The sequence below is a fragment of the Arthrobacter sp. zg-Y1110 genome (assembly GCF_025244865.1).
GTDB lineage: Bacteria > Actinomycetota > Actinomycetes > Actinomycetales > Micrococcaceae > Arthrobacter_B.
Genome location: NZ_CP104273.1, coordinates 1 through 19208 on the forward strand (window position 1 = coordinate 1; position 19208 = coordinate 19208).

Genomic DNA, 19208 nt, shown 5'->3' on the forward strand with positions numbered 1-19208 from the left:
CGTACTGACAGACCTCGGGAGTGACAGCGTCACGGACTAACAGACTTCCGAGATAACAGACTTACAGATCCCGTGAGTCCTGGGGTCAATTCTTTGCCCCGGTAAAAATTGCACCTGGAAAGCCAAAGGTTCCCGAACTTCCGAACTAACAGACTTACAGAGTCAGATATGCGCCAGGTTCGTTGCCAGGACCAACTCACAGAGTCCCGGACTTCCGGACTAACAGATCAACAGAGTCTGTCACTAACAGACTTACGAGTGAATAGGCGGCCGCTCAGACAAAGCTGGAAGATCACAGAGTGCCGTACTAACAGACTTACAGAGTGACAGAGTTGGTGCAGGTGTGGCCGGGAGCGGTGCCGGCAACGTTCCCGGCCACAAGACCAGGACGCAAACCTGCTGCAAATCAGGTTGTCCGGCTATCCGCAGGGTTCCAGGCAAGTCTGTCAGTAACAGACTTACAGAGTCACTGGCTCTGCACCCGGTCATCCTGCAGCGCCCTCACGGTGGGGGAGGGGAGCGCTAGGCGCCCATTGCCGGCAGGCCTGGTCTCGACCTGCGGATACATCATGACGGTGGGGGAGGGGAGGAGCGAATCCTGATAAAAATCGAAGCCCCGGGGCCCGGTGGGGGAGGGGTTGGAGGCTCCGGATATTGTCCTGGGGGCCGGACTTCCGGACTTACAGAGTTCGGTAGTCTGTCACTACCAGACTTACAGACTGAGCGTGTCGCAATACCGAATCCGTAGAAAAACAGTTTTCACCTGCTAGTTTTGAACTAAATCGCATGCCGGCGACGAGGGATTTTGCAGGTCCCGTCTTCTTCTTTGCCCCGACCAACACTGGGTCTGGGCATCTCCTTAGCCGCCGGCACCCAACTGCTGCATGAAGAAGGAAGCGTCAATGAGGGTCGTGGCCGTTGCCAATCAAAAAGGCGGTGCAGGAAAATCCACCACCGTGATGAACCTTGCCGCCGTAGCCGCGGAGCACTCCAAAGTGCTTGTCGTGGATGTGGACCCGCAGAAGTCAGTCACGACATGGGCCGAGACTGCGGACCAGCTGCCCGAAGACAAGAAGCTGCCCTTTGACGTCGTCAGCGAAACCGACCCCACCCTCCTGAAGCAGATGCGGGACCTGGACTACGACACCATCTACGTCGACACCCCCGGCAACCTGGACAACTCCGAAGTCCTCAAGGCCGTGGTCGACAATTCCGACTTCGTACTTCTGCCGACCGAGCCTGCAGCCCTGGCGATGCTTCCCCTCATCAATACGTTCAATACCGTGGTGAAACCCAGCGGCCTCGATTACCGGGTCCTTGTCACCCAGGTCGATTCCAGGTCGATTACCGATGCGACTGAAGCCCAGGAGACGCTGCGCGAGTATGGGCTGAAGGTCATGAAGTCCTATGTCCGGTCCTACAAGATCCATGAGCGGGCGCCCATGACCGGAAATGTTGCCACCACGTACGAGACCAGCCGCAACGCCGAGAAGGCCGCAGGCGATTACAAAGACGTAGCACGGGAGCTGCTGAGCGTCTGGGTCAAAGAGAGCAGGGGATAGCGGCCATGGCAGTGAAGAGAAGCTTCAGGGACATGCTCCCTCCCGCGAATGCGGTTCCCGCGGAGCCGGTAGCAGCCGAGCCTGAGCCCGTTCCCGTGTACGTGGTGCCTGCCGCAGAAGTGCCGGCAGCCGAGACCAAGGTTGAACAGCCCCAGGCTAAACAGCTTGTGGCTGCGCCGGCTTCTGCCGTTGAGGTTCAGGCTGAACCCCGGGTGGCGGCAGCACCGAAAGAGCCTGTCCCGGATGCAGCGTTGAACTCCCCGGCTGCGGACGACGACCAGGCAGGACCGGTACGCCCCCACTGGACGCAGTTGATGCGGAAGGAAATGCGGCTGTTCAAGGGCCAGGACATCGACCTGAAGATGGTCACCATGGAGATCAACAGCAACCGTTCTGGGGCGGGGGAGCGGATCACGGACAACACCCTCGTCCGGGTGGCCGTCGACCTGCTGCTCCAGCGCAAGGATGAACTCAAGGGTTCCACGGAAGCCGAGCTGCGTGAATCGCTGAACCTGCCGCCGCGGTACTGAACCAATAAGGAAAGCCCCCGCTCAAGAAACGGGGGCTTTCCTTATGTCCGGATCCAGGTGGACGAGTCACGGAGTGACAGAGTCTGTTACTTACAGACTTCCGGAGTCTGTTAGCTCCAGGCGGCTGCGGCACGGATGTCGACGTCGTGCACGCTTTCCCATTCGTCGACAGGCTCGGCGTGCTTCCACCAGTCTGCGTCCTGGACCGGAAGCTCGGTGGCCAGGACATCCATGCTGGCGCCGCCGAAGCCGCTCATGTCCCTGAACCGGTTGAGCCGGGCTTCTTCATCAGCTGTCCCGTCCGCCGTGGCGATGGGCGCACCGTTAGCGGCATGGACGCCGAGGATGGTCATCCCTTCACCCGTCGGGTTCGGTTCCACCCGGATGGTGGCAGCGTCGGGGAACTCCCGGAGGGTGTGGATGGCGATCTGGCCCAGGGCAAGGTTGGCGACGTCGTCGACGGCCTTCTGCCGCTTGATCAGCGCATCCCGGTAGAGGTTCTGCGTGATGGTCAGCTCCCGGTCGCTGATCATTGCCCTGGCCTGCTCCACCTGTTCTGCCTCCGGGAACTTTCCGGTCAGGACGACGGCGGCCGCTTCCTCGTGACCCGTCGGTGTGAACTGCCCGCCGGCGGGCACGCCTTCGGGCACCCGGGCGATCATGCTGCAGCCTCGTTGGCTTCGACATCCAGCCAGGTGTTGGCCGTGTCGGTGCGGTAGGCGGAGTGGACGACGCCGGCGGTCTCGTCCCAGCCATAACCATAGTCGGGGTCGGCATCGAGCTTGACCGGGCTCTGCTCGGAGGCGGTCGCCTTGATCATGCCGGGAATCTTCACGTCGTGGCCGGATCCGTTCGCCCGGTCGAGAAGAAGGATGTTGGGGTCCTTGAACTGGATCTCGCGGGAAGCGACCGCACCGGTTTCCTCGTTGTAGATCGTCGAGTCGCGGATGTCGTCGAAGTAGATGACGTCCAGGTCCACGCTCTCATGCCAGTACTGGGGCCCGTTGGCGACAAGCTCACCGATGGCTTCCTTGGCCTCGGGGGAGGAGACGTCCAGGCCCTTGGCGGTGAGCATCTCGGCAATCTTCGCCTCGCGCGCTTCCTGGACACCGTCGACGTTGCCGTCGTAGAGACCGTCCCCGGCCGGCTTATCCAAGGTCAGGCGCATGAGCTTCTCGGGGGTGTTGCGCACCAGCGCGTCCATAGGCGAGGAGTCGTCCTTTTCGCGGATTGCCTGGACCAGCTCATCGAACTTGTCAGTGTCTACGTCGTCGAAGTCCACGCCGGCTTCTTTGAGCAGGTCCCGGGCTTCTTCGGAGGCTGTCTCGAAGTTGTACTCTCCGAAGGTTTCGCTGATCTCATCCACGACGTCGTCGTGCTGTCCGTTCAGGTACTTCTTGACCTGGTCATCCATGAGCCGGTCGTCGTACGCGACGTGGGTGAGGGTGAAGGTGCGGGCGCCGTCTTCCACCCGCTTGATGACCGCTTCGGCTTCCCGGTCCGGGTCGACACGGACCGTGTCCCAACCCGCGGTGATTTCAGTTCCCTGGTCCTGCAGGGTGAGGGTCAGGCCACCTGCTTCGTCGACGCCGCTGATGACGCCGGCGTACTCTTCGCCGTTCTCGTTCTCCCAGAGGATATGGCGGCCGGCCTGGTAAATGCGCTCGTCCGGCTGGGGGAGCGGGGTTGCAATGCTGACGTCGGGTTCGGAATGGGCGGTTGCTGCGAACTGGCCGCCGGTGGGAATTCCCTCGGGCTGGCGGTTCATCTGGAAGTTACTCATGCCCTTGTTGTGTGCGGCTGCCGTCCCGGGGGAGCAGGCGGCAGCCGCAAGCCGGTCAGGCGCCTTCACCCTTCACAGCATGGCGCGGGGCCTCGCGCATGCCCCAGTAGCCGTCTGCGCCGGAAAGGATGACGCCGGCGGCCAGGTGGCCGCGGTGCCAGGATTCGGACGGAGTGTGCTTGAGGAGCCTGCGCCAGTGTTCCCGGTCGGCGCCGGTGGTGCGCTTCCTTGCCGCCGCCTGCAGCGCGGCATCCATGGCGTAGACCGGGATGCTGTCTTCCCGGAAGCGGTCGGTGCCCGTCTCGTGGGGCTGGTGGTGGCGTTCGTACAGGGCCGTAATGCCGGTCTTGATGCCGGCTGCGAAGTCTTCGTAGTCCTTGTCGCCCGTGGACGCCGCCTGCTGCAGGGCCCACTGGTGCCAGGTCTGCACTGCTTCACGGCGCGCTGCGCTGGCTACGCCCCTGGACAGCGGGCCGTCCATAACTGTGTCGACAGCCGGGTCGGTGTTCTCTCCGCCGAACCGCCCAGGTGCTGTGGACGGCTGGCCGGAATGCCTGCCCTCGAAACCGTCTGCGGGCATCGGCGGCAGCGGATCAGGTGCCTGGGCTCCTCGGCGGGACTGCACCAGGTCATTGATGGTGTCCACGATTTCGACTCCTGCCTTATGAGTATCCGGCTCATCCTCCCAGATGTCGAAGGGGTAGTCCGGGTTCTCCGCGGCAAGGCCATGAATCTGCGCGGGCGTGAGGATAAGGTCCAGCGGCTGCCCCTGCCGGTTTCCGTCGGGACCGTAGCCGATATACGCCGTGGCTTCGGGCCCGTCAGTGTCGATGATCAGCTGCAGGTCATGCTCGCAGTTGAACGACACGACGACCGAACCGGCTTCGTATGCGATGGGAGAGATGCCCATGACTCCGTTGCTTGCATCCCGAAGCCTGCGGTCTGCTTCGGACGCTGCCTGGACGGGGGCTGCCGGACCTGCGGCCGGGAGGCTGAGGTTGGGTTCGGGATGGGCAGCGGCCGCGAACTGACCGCCGACGGGGATTCCCTGCGGCTGGCGGTTGATGTGATTGTTCATGCCCACCTGTGTGCGGCAGGGCAACGGATGCGGCGGTCGTAGAATTGTGGGGTGGTAAAAGTCAGCGGCGTGATCCGCCCCCTGGAAAAGCGAGAAATATCCGCGGAAGCGGAAGCCTACACTGAAGCCCGGCAGGCCCTCCTTGAGCAGCTGCCCGAAGGCTGGGAGCTCATCCAGGTCATGACCCTGTAGATCCTGTCGCCGGCCGAACGCCACGCGCAAAGTGCGTGAGGGGACGGCATGTCAGGGGATCGCGTCGGGTTCACAGTAGATTTGGCGCATGACCAGCTGGGAAGAACGACCGACGTCAGAGGCACGTTTCATGCCGGGAGCAGAGGCGGCACAACGTCTTGCCCGGACCCTGCCTGACCAGGTTCCCCCGCTTCAGCTCGTTTACTCCCGCTATGGGCTGTCCCTGGCGTTTGAGGACGGGAAACTCGTCAACCACAGACTCCGGGCCCTGCACCGGTTTGGAATCCGTTCCTGCCGCCTCGTGAAAGCCTCAAACCTGGAACGCCAGCCCCGTCTCGGCGACAACCTCAGCATTTGGCAGGGCGCCTTCAACCGGGAGGTGTATGTGCTCTCCAACGGGAAACGGACCGGCGGTTTCGACCGCGCAAGTACCCGCTGGGTGATGGAGCACATTGCAACCGTTTCGCCGCTGCTGACTGGAACCGTCATTCAGGCTGAGGGCGGGGTCCGAGTCCTCATCGCCCGCCCCACCGCTATGGGAGCCCTCATGGGACAGAAGTCCCTCTTTGACGACTGACCGGCATGCGGCCCCAGGGAGCTACAGCCGGTTGACCGCCCCGCCGATTTCCTCCTGGGCAGCTTCAAGATCCAGCGGCGAAGCGATAACCCAGTCCTCGCTCACCAGCAGCGGCAGCCCCAGCTCCAGGATCTCAGGCAGGTAAGCGTCTCTTTTCTCGGCGTCGCTGAAGAGCCAGAGATAGGTCTCCGTGTTCTCGCACTCGATGAAGGTGGTGTAGTCGCCCGCCCCGCCGTGGACCTGAACATCTGAGCAGTCTTCCGGCTGGGTACTGAAGAACTTGTTCTTGATGACCGTGGCATTCCAAGTCTGCGTGCCCGGTGACGACGTGATCTCCGCCGGCTCAGGTGCAGGCTCAGGCTCAGGGTTGCCGGACGCCTGCGTTGAGGAACTGCAGCCTGTCAGCAGCACGATGGCTGAGAGGGCGAGGGCAGGAAAAACCGACTTCATGGAGAACTCCTTGCGGGGCAACCCGTCCTTCGGAATCCCCCTGCAGAGCGTAACAAGAAGGGCCCGCCGGCAATGAACCGACGGGCCCTTCAGGGCGAGCTCAGCTGGCCAGCCTCATGGGTTCCTCGTTGGCGGCCGGACCCCGCTTGGCCATGGCGGCCTGCAGGTCGATCGTCGCAAAGTGCTTCGTGTGTCCGGGGTGCACGTTGGTTTTGGTCTCGCCGATGCCATCGGCCCAGGACGTGTCCTTCTTGTCCAGATCCAGGAGAAGGTCATTGAGCTTCGGTCCGCCGCCGGGCACGTACTGCTCGAAGAAATTGCCGTTCCCGTACTTGCCCTGCTCAAGGACCCTGTTGTCGGCGTCCACCAGGGAAAGGACTTCGTACCCTTCGGGGCGGTCGTAGTTGTCCTGGACGTTGAGCTTTGCCGCCGTGGGGTACTTCTCCAGAAGACTTGCCGCAAGGAGCTGCACGGATGCCTGCTGTGAGGCTTCCTTGAATCCCTTGGTGTTCCGGCCGGAGCGGGCCCTGAAGGCGGCCAGATCGGTGTACCGCTTCAGTGCTGCGTTGGTGACCTGGCGGGGAGTCAGCGACACCGGCGGCGCCTCCACTGCCGCCTTCAGGTTGATGACCGCGGTCTTGCCGTTGAACCGGTCATTGCTGACCTCTGCAATGCCTTCGGCCCAGCCATCATCCTGCAGGTCAAGGGACCATCCCAGTTCATCCAGCTGGACACTGTTGGTCCCGCCGACCTCGTTGCGGGTCCAGTCGCTGTCCTCGAAGGAGTCGACGATGTCCAGCTCGTTGGCGTCGCGTACGGCGATGACGTCGTACTGGTTTTCGCCGTCGGCGTTCTCCCAGAGGACAAGGGTCTCCGCCCCGGGGTAGTCCCGCAGGATGGCGGCCGCGGCCAGCTGCGCGGAGGCACGCTGCATCTGCCGGTCCACCTGCGGGAGTTCGGGGGTGTCCTCGGCATCCATCCAGGCTTCCCGGATTGTTTCCCTCGCTGCTTCAAAGCCGGCGACGTCGGGGTCGGCGGGGGAGTGGGCCAGGGTTACCCCGGCTGCTTCGGGTTTGGTCATGGTTGCGAACTGGCCGCCGACGGGGACGCCCGCGGGCTGGCGTGCAGGATTGATTGTCATGCCCCATCTGTGTGCGGCCGGCGGATGGATGGAGCAGGCTTCGGATACGCAAAGGGCCCTCCCCGGCAGTGATTGCCGGTTCGGGCCCAAAGGCAAAGGACGGTCAGCGACCCAGGACGTCGTCGGTGCGCGCGGCCAGCTCCCTCAGCCAATCCTCGTGATGCCTGTTCTCGGCGCCGGCGATCTCTTCCTTGATCTCCTTGATTCCGAACCGGGCTGCCACAACCAGGTCCGACTGCTGCTGGGAGGTCAGCGGACGGCTCCGGGGGTCCTTCAGCCGCTCATCATCCGGGGCTTCCTGGTTCATGGCCTTGTTCAGGTCGATGGAAACCCGTGTCTGGTAGCGGTTGGTGTTGGCTTCGCCGATCATGGTCAGCCACGTCAGGTTGTCCGGATCCATGTGCTGCATCAGGGTGCGGACGCTCGGGCCCTTGCCTCCGAGAAGGTCGTCTTCGCTGAGGGCCATGTCCTCGTCGGCGTCAGCCAGGACGTTTCCCTCTCCGTCGAAGACGGCAATGACTTCCAGGCGTCCGTTGGAGTTCATGTCCTTGCTGCAGGTCAGCCGTTCAGCGCCGGGGTACTTGTCCAGGATGCCGGCAGCTACAAGCTGCATGGATGCGTGGTCGTTGATTTCCTGGACCATGCGGACCTGCTGCCGGATGTGCTCCATCTTCTCCTGTGCAACAGCGTACTTTTCTGCAGCGGCCGCTGCGGCGACGGTCCGCGGCGGGGCCACCTTCTCGACGGCGGCCGCGAGGTTGATCTCCGCCGTCTTGCCGTTGTAACGGTCACGGGTAATCCGGCCGATGCCGTCTGCCCAGCGGTCGTCCTTCGGGTTCAGGGCCCAGCAGAGTTCGTTCAGCTGCGGGCTGTTTTCCTTGTCGATCTCGTTCCGGGTCCAGTCATCATCATCCCGGCCGGCAAGTTCGTTACCATCGGCGTCGCGCACGGCGAGGAGGTCATACTGGTTCTCGCCGTCTTCGTTTTCGCGCAGGACGACAGTTTCCGCCCCGGGGAAGTCCTTCAGGATGGCAGCGGCTGCAAGCTGCATCGAGGCGTGCTGGTAGACGCGGTCCAGCTGCTGCATCTCGGGGCTCTCTGCGTCCTCGGCCTCGAGCAGGGTCTCCTGGATTTCGTCGCGCCTTGCGAGACGCTGCTCCCGGGTCCACGCGTCGCTGAAGAGTTCGGGCTTGAGGACCACACCGGTGGCTTCGGACTTGGTGGCTGTGGCGAACTGGCCGCCGACGGGAACGCCCGCGGGCTGGCGTGCAGGATTAGTTGTCATGCCTACCTGTGTGCGGCCCGCGGGCTCCCGGAGCAGCTCAGCTGTCTTCCGGCTCTTCCCAGGCCGCTGCCGGGGTAACGATGCCGTTGGCCAGGTTCTCCTCGGATTGTGCGGCACGGGCCAGGACCTCGTCGATTCCCAGCACGACGTCGTGGCGCGCACCCCGGGGTGCCTCGACCAGGACGCCGTCGAGCTTCCCGCCGTGCTCCATCAGTCCGGCGGAGAGGCCGTCCACCGAAACGTCGTGGTCCTCCTCCACAGCTGCGCCTGCTTCTGCCCACTCTTCGTAGGCAGCAGACTCCGCTTTTGTGCCGTACTTGTAGGCCAGCGCGTTGAGGTTGCTGTCCAGGACTGCGTTAGGTGTCAGGGAATAGGACGTGTCTATGAAGGTGATGTAGCGGGACTCGGGGAACATTTCCCGGGTCTGCGAGGCAACTGCGGCCGCAGCATGGACGGTGGCTTCGGTTTCCAGGTCCCACCGCCGGTTCTGGAGTTCCTTGTACCTGGCCCGGGATTGCTGTGCAGCACCGGCTGCCGCCGCACCGAGGGTTACCCCTGTTGCTTCAGGCTTGGTCATGGCGGCGAACTGACCGCCGGAGGGGACGCCCTGGGGCTGCCGTGCAGGAATAGTTGTCATGCCAATCTGTGTGCGGCCGGGGCCCGGAAACGGCAAGGGGCCCGGCATTCTCTGCCGGACCCCGCTCTGTCCTAGTCGACCAGTTTCGCCTTCGAGGGGCGGGAGAAGTACCCGAACCCCTTCTCGTCACTGTGTTTGACCGCCGCAGTGAACAGGACCTTCTTTCCGGTCAGTCCTCCTGCACCCGGCCGGTCAGCCAGATCGTCGAACAGAGCGCTGGGTACAGTGCCGTGGACCTTGAAACCGCGTTCGTCCCTGACGGTCATCTTCAGGGTTGTGCCGTAGTCGGTCTCCTTGAGCTTGGTGGAGAGGACCTCGCCGTTGATCTCATAGCGGCCCTCGGGGACCTCGACAGCATTGGCTATCACGGCTGCCTTGGCGTCGGCGCGCTCCTGCCGGCGGTCGAAGGTGTTGCCGACGGCGGCCAGCTGCTTCTCGGAGAGCTCGTACTTGAAGGCTTTCTCCCAGACGTCGGCCAGGAACGGGTCGTTGCCGAATTCCTCCCGCCATTTCTCGGCTGCGGGGTTCAGTTCGATGGCTCGCCGGTAGTTGTGGTTGTGGAACATGCGCCGCTCATGCAGTGCTGCAGCGGCCTGGTTGGTCCGCCGGATCCGGCCCTGCTCACGCCGGCGCAGGACGGAGATGGGCTGCATGGACCCTTTGCTGCCCTGGCATTCGAAGCAGATGCCGGCGAAGACGCTCTGGAACTGGGTCATCCTCCCTTCGCCGCCGCAGCGTTTGCAGTTGTCCCACTCCTCCTCGGTTCCCTTGCGGCCGGGGAAGGGGTCCTTGTATTCCAGCTTGGCCGGAGGGGTCTCGTCGAAGAACACCCCGTCGCCGCCGGCCGGCGCCTGGGCGCACCACGGGCATACTTCCGCCCCGGGCTCGCAGGTGCCGCCGCATCCGTCGCAGTGCGTCTTTGCATCAGCCACGAGGGTCAGGGACGGTTCGGTATGGGTCATGACGTCGAATTGGCCGCCGGAGGGGATGCCCTCGGGCTTTCGGGCCTGAAGAGTGCTCATGCCCTTCTGTGTGCGGCTGACCCCTGCTGCAGCCAGGTGCGGCCAGGACACGACAAAGGCCGGCGGAAATGACTCCACCGGCCTTTGCTTGGAGAACCTACTGGCTTGGCAGCTGGGCCTGCGCGAGCTTGTTGTAGAACGGCTCGTCTTCGAGGCGGTTCCGGATCCTGCCGAATGCGGCGGCCGCGACAGCCTGGGAGTTGCCGCTGGCATCCGTGCCGGTCATGTCCGACATGACCGCGTCCAGGTCCACCGGGGGCAGCGGGTGGGTGCCGGGGCCGGATTCGGGTGTCGCTGTCGTTTCCCCGGTCGTGTAGTTGTGGTCGACCGTGAGCCAGTTGCCGTCCTGGTCCGAGAGCGTCATGCCTGCCACAAAATCACCGGTTTCGGTGTTCCGGTCGAAGTACGTTTCGCGGATCTCGTTCTCGCCGTCGGTGAAGCCCACGCTGAAGGAATCGGTGACGTCTTCAGTCCAGGCAGCCACTTCGATAGCCTTCACGACTTCTTCGGCGGACGGTTTGCCGGTGTGGCTCATCCTGAGGGAGCGGTACTCGTCATCGGTCATGATCCTGATCTCGACCTCTTCGCCGCCCAGGCCGGAGATACCGATTTCATGGCCCGCGGGGCTGCTGTAAACCACCATTCCCTCAGGCATGTCCTCATCGTCGCCGCGGTACGGCTCGATCCGGCCCTTCAGGCCTGCGTCGGCCAGGGCCTGTACGGCTTCAGTGCTGCAGTCTTCGTCGATGGTGAGCGTGTTCGTGCCGGTGGCAAGGCTGACGTCGGCTTCGGATTTGGTCATGGTGGCGAACTGGCCACCGGTGGGGATGCCCTCGGGCTGGCGGTTGCGGAAATTAGTCATACCATCCTGTGTGCGGCAAACCCCGGCTGCGCGCAGCAGCGGCCGGGACGGAAATGTCCCGGCCGCTGCCCGGCTGGTTAGGGCCCGGAGAGGAAGTCGTCCATCGTCTTCAGATGGTTATCCAGCTCCTGGAAGACAGGCTGCCGGCCGTTCGGGGCGAAGCTGTCCAGCATCCGTCCGTCGACGCCGAGCTTGGAGCGGGCTTCCCTGATGGCCGTGCGCATCTTTGCCGTGTCGTCCTTGTGCTCAGTGAGCTGGGACGGAAGCTGCCTCATGGAGCCGATACCGATTGCATACAGCGCCGCGGCGCCGGTGTTTCCGGACTCGTTGGAACGCCGGGATGCGTCGATGTAGTCCAGGCCCATCTGGGCGCTGGCCCCGGCCACGGTGATGTTGCGTGCCTGCTGTGTGGACATTTCCGGGTGCTCGGCCTGGACTGCGCCCGAGATTTCCAGCATCTGCTGCATCACGGGGGTGGCCTTCCTGGCGTCGATGCGGTCGCCGGCACCCGGAGCCTTGAGGGCGAACGCCCTGATTTTCTCGAAGGCGCGCGCTGCGGCAACGTCGTTGTTCCCGTCGTCGGGTTCCTCGGCCATGTCTACGATGATCGAGTCCAGTGCGGCGCCCTCCGCCGGTCCGTCCAGCGGGCCGTACCCGGGGATTGAGAGGCTGGTTTCGCCGGTGTCGTAGTTGTGCCGGACGGTGAATTCGTTGTCGTCATCGTCCCGGATCATCATGGCGCCGTAATTCTCTCCATCCGCGGTGCGGCCCAGTTCGGTATCGCGGATCTCGTAGACGTTGCCGTCGCTGAAGCCCGCGTCGAAGGCGTCCCGGACTTCGAGGTCCCAGAGTGCGTCCTGGATGTCTTTGGCGGCCTTGACCGGGTTCCGGCCGTCGCCGGCGCCGATGGTGAAGGTGTTCTCTTCGCTCGGGTCAAAGTGGTGGATCTGGAAGTCTTCGGTGCCGACGCCGGAGAGGACCAGCTCGTGTCCGGACGGGGAAACGTAGTTCAGGGACCCTTCGGGGGCGTCAGGGTTGCCGCCGGTGTAGGGGGTGAAGTCTCCTTCCAAGCCTGTTTTCCCAAGGTTGAAGGCTGCGACCCAGGCGCCTGCCGGCGTTATGCTTCCGGACAGGTCGCCGTACAGGGTTACTCGGGCAGGTTCTGCGTGTGCGGTGGCTGCGAACTGGCCGCCGACAGGGATTCCCTGCGGCTGGCGGTTCATGTGCGGTGTAGTCATGCCCTCCTGTGTGCGGCTGGGCGTGCCGGGGAGCGGGGAAGGCTGCACAAAAGAGGAAGGGGCCGTCGGTGATTCGACGGCCCCTTCCTCTTGAGGTGCTAGTACCTGAGTCGGCGGTCTGTCAGGGCTGCTTCAGCTGGACGAGTGCATCCAGGCGGGCCTCGAGTGCTGTCCGTTCCTCGTCGTCGTAGTCCGTGTTCTTGTTTGCCAGTTCGTCGGTAAGGGCTTCGATGGCCAGGTCCACCGCATCGTTGACCGCGTCGCGGGTCGAGTCGCCGATCAGGGAAGCATCCAGTCGCGTCTTCTGCTCCGGCAGTTCAAGGGCGGATGCCCTGTCCAGGTCGATGCGCACGTACTCGGGGGCCTGGCCCATGCTTGCAGCGTCGCCGTCATCATCGGTGACGCCCTGCATCCACCGCACGGACCGGCGGTCAAGGTCTGCGATGACGCTTCCGACAGCGGGCCCGTCATCGTCCAGGAGGCTCTCTTCTTCGAAGAAGTCGCTCTTGGGCGGGATCACGCTGCCATTGGCATCAACCATCGAATTGATCCAGTACCCGCCGCCCTCGGGGTCGTCTTCAAGGACCAGGTAGCGGGCGTCCGGATAGTTCTGCTTCAGTCCGACGCCGAGGGTCTTCAGCTCGACGTGCTGCATGGCCAGGAAAACATCGCTGAAGTGGTCCCGGGCGCGCTCCACCTCTTCGTACAATTCCGTGCCGCGGGCATCGAGCTCGTTGATGTCGGTGCCGGCTGCCGGGCTGAGGTTCACTCCCTGCGGTTCTGTGTGGGCGGTGGATGCGAACTGGCCGCCGACGGGGATTCCCTGGGGCTGGCGGTTCATGTGTGGAGTAGTCATGCCTTCCTGTGTGCGGCTGGATGGACAGCTGCGCGGGGAAATTGGTTCTAGCGGTGTACGCCCAGGTATCTACCGGCGCCTGTGTATACGGACGCTTCGGCCAACGCTTTTCCGAAAGCCTCGGCGGCAGCTGCCTGTCCTTCACGGCCAACGAGATCCTTAATGACTTTGTCGAGTGCCCGATCGTCCAGGGGATCTTCCAGCGGGCCTCCTTCTGGAGTCGCACTCGTTTCACCGGTGGCGTAGTCGTGGTCGAGGCTGATCCAGTTGTTCTCGCTGTCGCTCAGGATCAGGCTTGCTCCGGTGTTCCCGCCGCCACCGCGGCGAAGGTCGGTGTTCCGGATTTCGTATTCGTCGCCGTCAAACACCTTCGAGAACGCGCCCCGGATGTCGACCTGCCACATGGCGGCTTCAATGGAGTCCACTGCCTCAGGCGCCGTGACTGCCTCGTTGTGGGTGATTCGGAAGGCTGCGTCGTCGCCTTCAGCGAGATAGTGGACAGTGAACTCTTCGGTGCCGATCCCTGAAAGAACAAGCTGGTGTGAGTCTTCGGATTCGTAGATGACCGCGTCATCAGGAACGTCCACGTCGTCTCCCTGATAGTCGAGGACCCTGCCTTTGAGGCCGGCGTCAGCGAGGTCCTTGATCTCATCGGAGTAGCGCAGGGTCGTGTTGACCAGGCGGGTGTCCGGGGTGTCGAGGAAGAGCTTCGCTTCTGTGAAGGTGGGGACTGCGAAACGGCCGCCGGCGGGAACGCCGCGGGGATGGCGGCTGAAATTTGAGGTAGTCATACCTTCCTGTGTGCGGCGGCAGCCGGCGGGGAGCGGCATCAGGCGGTTAGGACGGGGTGAAGCTGCCCATGAACGGGTGTTCGCCCGGATCCTGATCCGGATCCCAGGTCAGCGGCCAGGGGGCGGCGAGTACCTTCGGATCCCGGCTGAGCTCCTTGAGGTTGTGGTACTGCCTCGCCGTCCAGTCCACGGCTACGGTCCGCCCGTCCCTTCGCAGCTGCACCCAGACATGCAGGTCGGCCCACGGATCGTCTGCCTGGGCTTCAACAACCTCGGCGTCCCATCCCTCGGATCGGGCGTAGTCGGCGAACTGGGCGCTCACCTCGCCGCACGCCCAGTCGTCGGTGGCCTCGTCCTCATCCTCGGTGATGTCCGGGTAGCGCCGCCAGATGTCCAGGCGCGGGTCGGTGCCGGTGAACCCTGCAAGCAGCTGTGCCGTTTCGGCCTCGGGGTCGGCGGCGCCCAGGACGATGCCGGCTTCCGCCCTGTCCTTGAGTGCGAAGCGGCCGTTGGCGTGCCTTGGGGTGCAGGTGTCCACCGGCATGGGCTACTCGCTGACCTTGTGGCCGGCTCCGTTGAGGGCTTCGACGGCGTTCTCCTGGATGGAGTCGTGGTCCTCCTCGTCGCCGGAGTGGTAGAACTCCAGGACTGCGTTGCCGTCGCCGTCTTCAACTTCGTAGTGCCCGTCATCGAGGCGGTTCACGGAGAAGTCCGAGTATTCGCCCTCGGCATTGCGTAGCTGCATGTCGAAGATCTGACTGCCGCCCTCTTCGGCGTCGGCGCAGTTGCCGCAGAGTCCGTCGTAGCCTTCGCCGTTGTTGAGGGTCTCCCCGCACTCACCGCACTGGCAGTTCATGCAGGTGCCGTCGTCGTCCTTCTCGTCACCGCACTCGTCGCAGAGTTCCTCTGCCGGCTCCGGTGTCGTGAGTGAGATGCCCTCGGGTTCCGGGTGGGTGGATGCGGCGAACTGCCCGCCGGCAGGCGTGCCTTCAGGATGGCGGTTTGGTGTGATTGTCATACCAGCTCTGTGTGCGGCACCCGGGGGAGCGGAGCAGACAAACGGTTACCGGCCGGTCCACCAGGCTGCAGCGTCGGTGATGTTGATGCGGGATCCGGCCGGGTGGAGGTAGTCCACCCTCGGAAGCCCTGAAATGATCTCCTCGGCGGCAAGGCGGTCCTCGGCGGAGGCCTGGTTGCCTGAGGCGTCGACTGCATCCAGCAGCACAATGTCGGCATGGCCGTTGATTGAAATCACGACGTCGTGGATTGCCGGCGCCTGCGCGCGGATCTTCCTGGCCGCGGCCGCCAGACGGGCGCTGCGGAGTTCGGCGCCCAGCTTCTTCTGGATCATCTCCTGGGAGTGGATGTACCGCCCCAGCTCATCGGCGTCGGGGGAGTGGTCGGGCATGATGTCCTGCGGCAAGGTGCTCATGCAGCATCTGTGTACGGCTGGACGCCAATCCGGAGCACGGGGGAAGCAACAGAGTCACAGAGTCTGTTACTAACAGAGTCCTGGTGCGGGAATCAGCCGGCGGCCCGGAAGGCGAAGTGGGCCAGGGTCATCTCATCCGGTGGGCCCTCGAAGTCCTCCCAGGGATAGTCGTCGTCGGGGGCCGGCATGAGCTGCACGACGTTGGCATTGCGGGCGAGCCATTCCCTCCACTGGGCGCGCTGGATCCGGTAGGTATGGATCTGGGCGGCCACGGCTTCAAGGACACCGAAGTACTCGGCCAGCGTCTTCAGCGACGTGCCTGCCACAACGGACCAGCCGTTGCCGCGGGAGACCATGTTCCAGGAGGCAAGGATCTCCAGTGCCTCCGAGACGGCGCTGCGGGAAAGGCCTGTCGTACGGACAATCTCCATGGTCGACATGGGTTCAGGGGATTCCTCGACTGCTTCGTAGACAAAGGCGGCGGGCAGGCCGAGTTCTCGGAAGACCGGACGCAGGGCGTGGATTTTCCCTTTCCGCCAGGAGAGGTCCTCAACAGCTTTCATGACGGTATCCGGGATGGTGAGCATATAGAGATCGCCCTTGGTTCCGCGGCCGGCTTCTATGAGGGTGACCAGGGGATCCTTCTCCGCCCTCAGGGCACGCAGGTGGAATCCGACCGTGGTGTGGTCGAGGCCGGTGGCCACTGCAAGGGATCTGTCTCCGAACTCGATGTACCTGCTCGCACTCATGTGGGCTGCTTCTCCCAGTGCACGAAGGACCATTCTCCTTGCGAGGCCTTCCCTGGACCTGTACCGGTGCTCGAGGATGCGAAGCCCGTTTCGCCATGACCTGATGAACCTGTGTTCGTTTTCGTCTGTGAGCGGTGAAGAACTACGACCATGTAAGCCCCCCGCCTGTGTAGAGAGCTTGCTTGTGGGGGAAATACGGACACTGTTCTTCATCGGCTTCTGATCGGCTTTTCGCTGGAGGAACGTCTGTGCTTTCCTCCAGTCCCGCTGCAGTGCCGCAGCCCTGTGACGGGCCGGGTAGCGGGCGTAGAAGGATGCGAGACCAGGCCAGAGGCCCTGCTTCATCCGGAGCTGGACGTCGGTGACAGCCATGCCTGAGGCCGCGGCGCCGGCAATGACGCCCTGGCGCGCCTCCGAGTCGGACTTGTACCGGTTCACCTCATAGAGACCTGTGACTGCAATCCGCTGCATGGCGCGTGACATTCCGAGGGCCGGTTCGACGCCTGCAGGTTCAGGGGCATCGGATACAAGCGGCGCTGCCTGTTCCAGCCGGTAGGCGTGGGCAGCTGCCATCTCCCGGGCCAGATCCTTGGTCATGGTCTCCCACACCTCTGCGCTGTTGCGCCGGCGGGCGACGTCGTACGCCATGGACAGGCTCATGGCCAGCATCTGGTGGCCGCCGCGCTTGTGCGGGCTCCCCGGGGTACGCATGCACCCGTGCAGGATGTTCTGGTGCGGGGTCTTGTCCAGGCTCCGGAAACGGCTTCCGAGGGCTTCGACGAGATCACGCGCTTCAGAGAAGGCGACGCGGCGGGCAAGAGGGACGTACAGGTGGCGGCCGCCGTTGGGGGAGTAGTCCTCGATCCAGCGGGCGCCTACGCTGTGCAGCCACTTCTGGGCGGCCCGGACATCGGCTTCAACCCAGTCGACACCGGCAACTGAGGAGTCAAAGTCCAGGAAGATGGCGGCGCAGGTGCCGTCCTTGCCGAAGATCCGTACAGCTGCCGGGTAGGAGGGCAGGCCGGGAGTCAGATCGCGTTCGAAACGCTGGGGGTAGGACTTTCCGCCGTCCCTGGACAGGCGTACCCGGGGTTGCCCGGCCAGCAACGGGGCCAGGGCAGACCAGACACTCGAGTGGTCGACAGCGTCCTGCGACACGCGGGACACGCCCGGACTCTGTAAGTCTGGTAGTTGGTAAGCATTCTGTTGTACGATGGTGCTATTCCTCCTCGACGGGGATGTGTAAGGCCCGGGTGTTCCCCTGCAAAGGAAAACCCGGTGTTGGAAGACGAAAAGCCTCCCAAGGCTTTTTGGACCGCTCTCCCTGCAAAGAGAACGGACCGTGCAAATGCTTCAACCTGTATCGCCGGCAAGCTAACTCAGGTGGAAGCTACATACTTCGAAGGCCCGCCCAGTGCGGGCCTTCTGTGTTTAAGCGATGCGACCGATAGGAAGTTCCTCCTGGTGGTCGATCACGCTTAGGTCTGTGTGTTCGATACGGTCTGAAACCACGCTGGCCACCCAGTCACTGACATACCTGTATCCCTCGGCGGCTGCGATCTCACTGACGATGTCCGCCTGCTCGGTAGCAAGACGGAACCCAATGAGCTTACGGTCGCCCTTGGACTTGCGTCCTGGACGCTTCCGTACTTCAACAGTCATGATCTTGTCCTTAATTTCCGGCCCTGGGGGAGAGGGCTATCGGTCCTTGATCAGTCTCGAAAGGCATCGGAAGGCCGGGTGACCACAGATGTGATTGCAAATCTGTTTCCGATACCTAAAAACTATCACCGGGCTCCGGGCTTCCCCCGGATTAAGGGAAAACAGAAATTCGGCCGTGTCGCGTCACAGTGCCGGGCGTCATACATTTCAATGCCGATGCCAGCGCCGGTCCTCTGCGCATGTATCTCAGTAGAATTTGCAACTGCACTAACCGATTGAACAACGAGGCACTGTGAGCACAACCCCCACCACCCCGTCCCCGCGCAACACCGCAGCCGCCGGCTATTCGACACTGCTGAAACAGATCAAGGCGGAAGGCCTCCTGGACCGGGCCACCGGCTTCTACATCAAGGTCTTCGCCCTGCTGGCCGGCCTGACTGCAGCCACAGGAGCTGCCATGGTCTTCATCGGGGACTCCTGGTTCCAGCTGATCCCGGCAGCCTTCCTGGGCATCCTCTTCACACAGTTCGCCTTCCTGGCCCACGAAGCCAGCCACCGGCAGGTCTTCGCATCGGGGCCGGCCAACGACAGGGCAGGACGGCTCATCGCCAACCTGATCGTGGGCATCAGCTACCAGTGGTGGATGAACAAGCACAACCGCCACCACGCCAACCCGAACACCATCGGCAAGGACCCGGACATCGAACAGGACACGGTCTCGTTCCTGCCCGAGCAGGCCCAGGCACGCACCGGCTTCATGGCATGGCTGACCCGCCGTCAGGGATGGGCGTTCTTCCCGCTGCTCATGGGTGAAGGCGTGAACCTGCATGTCCAGTCGATCAAGTACCTGTTCACGGCCAGGAAGGTCCCGGGGCGCGGCGCCGAACTGGCCATGGTCTTCAGCCGGATCGGCTTCTACCTGACACTCGTCTTCGCCTTCCTGCCTGCCGGCATTGCTGCAGCGTTCGTCGCCGTCCAGCTGGCAGTCTTCGGCGTCTATATGGGAGCCTCCTTCGCCCCCAACCACAAAGGCATGCCCCTGATCCCCGCCGGCTCCAGGATCGACTTTCTCTCACGCCAGGTGCTCACCAGCCGCAACGTCACCGGCCGGTTCACCGGAACGTTCATGGGCGGGCTGAACTACCAGGCCGAACACCACCTGTTCCCGTCCATGCCGCGGCCGCACCTGGCCCGGGCTGCGGAGCTGACGCGCGCGTACTGTGCCGAGCATCAGATCCCTTACACGGAGACGACCCTGCTGCGCTCGTACGCGAACGTCATCACCTACCTGAACAAGGTCGGGCTCTCCGGGCGTGACCCCTTCGAATGCCCGATGGTGAGCACCTACCGTCCCAGCTAGG

General features: G+C 63.6%; 22 protein-coding genes. 5 read left to right on the top strand and 17 right to left on the bottom strand.

Translation table 11 applies throughout. The annotated features are described in order from the left end of the window. The first annotated feature begins 902 nt into the window (after positions 1–902). Positions 903–1562, top strand: a complete 660-nt coding sequence (locus N2K99_RS16445; protein ID WP_227934511.1) for a ParA family protein — start codon at positions 903–905, stop codon at positions 1560–1562. Positions 1563–1567: 5 nt separating this feature from the next. Continuing rightward, positions 1568–2092, top strand: a complete 525-nt coding sequence (locus tag N2K99_RS16450) for a hypothetical protein (RefSeq protein WP_227934510.1) — start codon at positions 1568–1570, stop codon at positions 2090–2092. Positions 2093–2202: 110 nt separating this feature from the next. On the opposite strand, the gene N2K99_RS16455 is transcribed toward N2K99_RS16450, so the two are convergent. Genes N2K99_RS16455 through N2K99_RS16465 form a run of 3 tightly spaced genes read right to left on the bottom strand, consistent with a single transcriptional unit; the run spans position 2203 to position 4953 of the window. Beyond that, positions 2203–2754, bottom strand: a complete 552-nt coding sequence (locus N2K99_RS16455) for a hypothetical protein (RefSeq protein ID WP_227934509.1) — start codon at positions 2752–2754, stop codon at positions 2203–2205. After that, positions 2751–3875, bottom strand: coding sequence for a hypothetical protein (locus N2K99_RS16460; protein ID WP_227934508.1), 1125 nt, complete (start codon positions 3873–3875; stop codon positions 2751–2753). Before N2K99_RS16460 ends, N2K99_RS16455 begins: the two co-directional genes overlap by 4 nt. Positions 3876–3930: 55 nt before the next feature. Continuing rightward, on the bottom strand, positions 3931–4953 hold the full coding sequence (locus N2K99_RS16465; RefSeq protein WP_227934507.1) for a hypothetical protein: 1023 nt from the start codon (positions 4951–4953) through the stop codon (positions 3931–3933). 51 nt (positions 4954–5004) lie between these two features. On the opposite strand from N2K99_RS16465, the gene N2K99_RS16470 reads away from it, so the two are divergent. Both N2K99_RS16470 and N2K99_RS16475 read left to right on the top strand, forming a co-directional pair. Beyond that, the gene (locus N2K99_RS16470) at positions 5005–5145 is read left to right on the top strand and encodes a hypothetical protein (RefSeq protein WP_227934506.1); all 141 of its coding nucleotides are present in this window, start codon (positions 5005–5007) and stop codon (positions 5143–5145) included. A gap of 88 nt (positions 5146–5233) precedes the next feature. Continuing rightward, complete coding sequence (locus N2K99_RS16475) at positions 5234–5722, top strand: hypothetical protein (protein ID WP_227934505.1); 489 nt, start codon at positions 5234–5236, stop codon at positions 5720–5722. Positions 5723–5743: 21 nt separating this feature from the next. Here the strand turns inward: N2K99_RS16475 and N2K99_RS16480 are convergent, their stop codons facing one another. From N2K99_RS16480 to N2K99_RS16545, 14 genes are all read right to left on the bottom strand, one after another. Beyond that, positions 5744–6172 (bottom strand): hypothetical protein, encoded by a 429-nt coding sequence (locus N2K99_RS16480; protein ID WP_227934504.1) that lies wholly within the window; start codon positions 6170–6172, stop codon positions 5744–5746. Between the two features lie 100 nt (positions 6173–6272). Then, positions 6273–7313, bottom strand: coding sequence for a hypothetical protein (locus N2K99_RS16485; RefSeq protein WP_227934503.1), 1041 nt, complete (start codon positions 7311–7313; stop codon positions 6273–6275). 103 nt (positions 7314–7416) lie between these two features. Next, a complete protein-coding gene (locus tag N2K99_RS16490; protein WP_227934502.1) occupies positions 7417–8598 on the bottom strand; it encodes a hypothetical protein in 1182 nt (393 codons plus the stop codon). A gap of 37 nt (positions 8599–8635) precedes the next feature. Further along, positions 8636–9235: a hypothetical protein gene (locus N2K99_RS16495; protein ID WP_227934501.1), complete on the bottom strand. Its 600-nt coding sequence runs from the start codon at positions 9233–9235 to the stop codon at positions 8636–8638. A 71-nt stretch (positions 9236–9306) separates the two neighbouring features. Continuing rightward, a complete protein-coding gene (locus tag N2K99_RS16500) occupies positions 9307–10257 on the bottom strand; it encodes a hypothetical protein (protein WP_227934500.1) in 951 nt (316 codons plus the stop codon). A gap of 97 nt (positions 10258–10354) precedes the next feature. Further along, positions 10355–11119, bottom strand: coding sequence for a PASTA domain-containing protein (locus N2K99_RS16505; RefSeq protein WP_227934499.1), 765 nt, complete (start codon positions 11117–11119; stop codon positions 10355–10357). Positions 11120–11196: 77 nt separating this feature from the next. Next, positions 11197–12357 (bottom strand): hypothetical protein, encoded by a 1161-nt coding sequence (locus tag N2K99_RS16510; RefSeq protein ID WP_227934498.1) that lies wholly within the window; start codon positions 12355–12357, stop codon positions 11197–11199. 121 nt (positions 12358–12478) lie between these two features. Continuing rightward, positions 12479–13213, bottom strand: a complete 735-nt coding sequence (locus N2K99_RS16515) for a hypothetical protein (protein ID WP_227934497.1) — start codon at positions 13211–13213, stop codon at positions 12479–12481. Between the two features lie 47 nt (positions 13214–13260). Then, positions 13261–14004, bottom strand: a complete 744-nt coding sequence (locus N2K99_RS16520) for a hypothetical protein (RefSeq protein WP_227934496.1) — start codon at positions 14002–14004, stop codon at positions 13261–13263. A gap of 46 nt (positions 14005–14050) precedes the next feature. Continuing rightward, positions 14051–14548, bottom strand: coding sequence for a hypothetical protein (locus tag N2K99_RS16525; protein ID WP_227934495.1), 498 nt, complete (start codon positions 14546–14548; stop codon positions 14051–14053). A 3-nt stretch (positions 14549–14551) separates the two neighbouring features. Beyond that, the gene (locus tag N2K99_RS16530; RefSeq protein ID WP_227934494.1) at positions 14552–15022 is read right to left on the bottom strand and encodes a hypothetical protein; all 471 of its coding nucleotides are present in this window, start codon (positions 15020–15022) and stop codon (positions 14552–14554) included. A 45-nt stretch (positions 15023–15067) separates the two neighbouring features. Beyond that, entirely contained in the window at positions 15068–15436 is a 369-nt protein-coding gene (locus tag N2K99_RS16535; protein WP_227934493.1) for a hypothetical protein, read from the bottom strand. 92 nt (positions 15437–15528) lie between these two features. Continuing rightward, a complete protein-coding gene (locus N2K99_RS16540; RefSeq protein WP_227934492.1) occupies positions 15529–17352 on the bottom strand; it encodes a MarR family transcriptional regulator in 1824 nt (607 codons plus the stop codon). A 264-nt stretch (positions 17353–17616) separates the two neighbouring features. Next, positions 17617–17847, bottom strand: a complete 231-nt coding sequence (locus N2K99_RS16545; RefSeq protein WP_227934491.1) for a hypothetical protein — start codon at positions 17845–17847, stop codon at positions 17617–17619. Positions 17848–18139: 292 nt separating this feature from the next. Between N2K99_RS16545 and N2K99_RS16550 the strand changes: the two genes are divergently transcribed. Beyond that, positions 18140–19207, top strand: coding sequence for an acyl-CoA desaturase (locus N2K99_RS16550; protein WP_227934490.1), 1068 nt, complete (start codon positions 18140–18142; stop codon positions 19205–19207). The last annotated feature ends 1 nt before the right edge of the window (position 19208 follow it).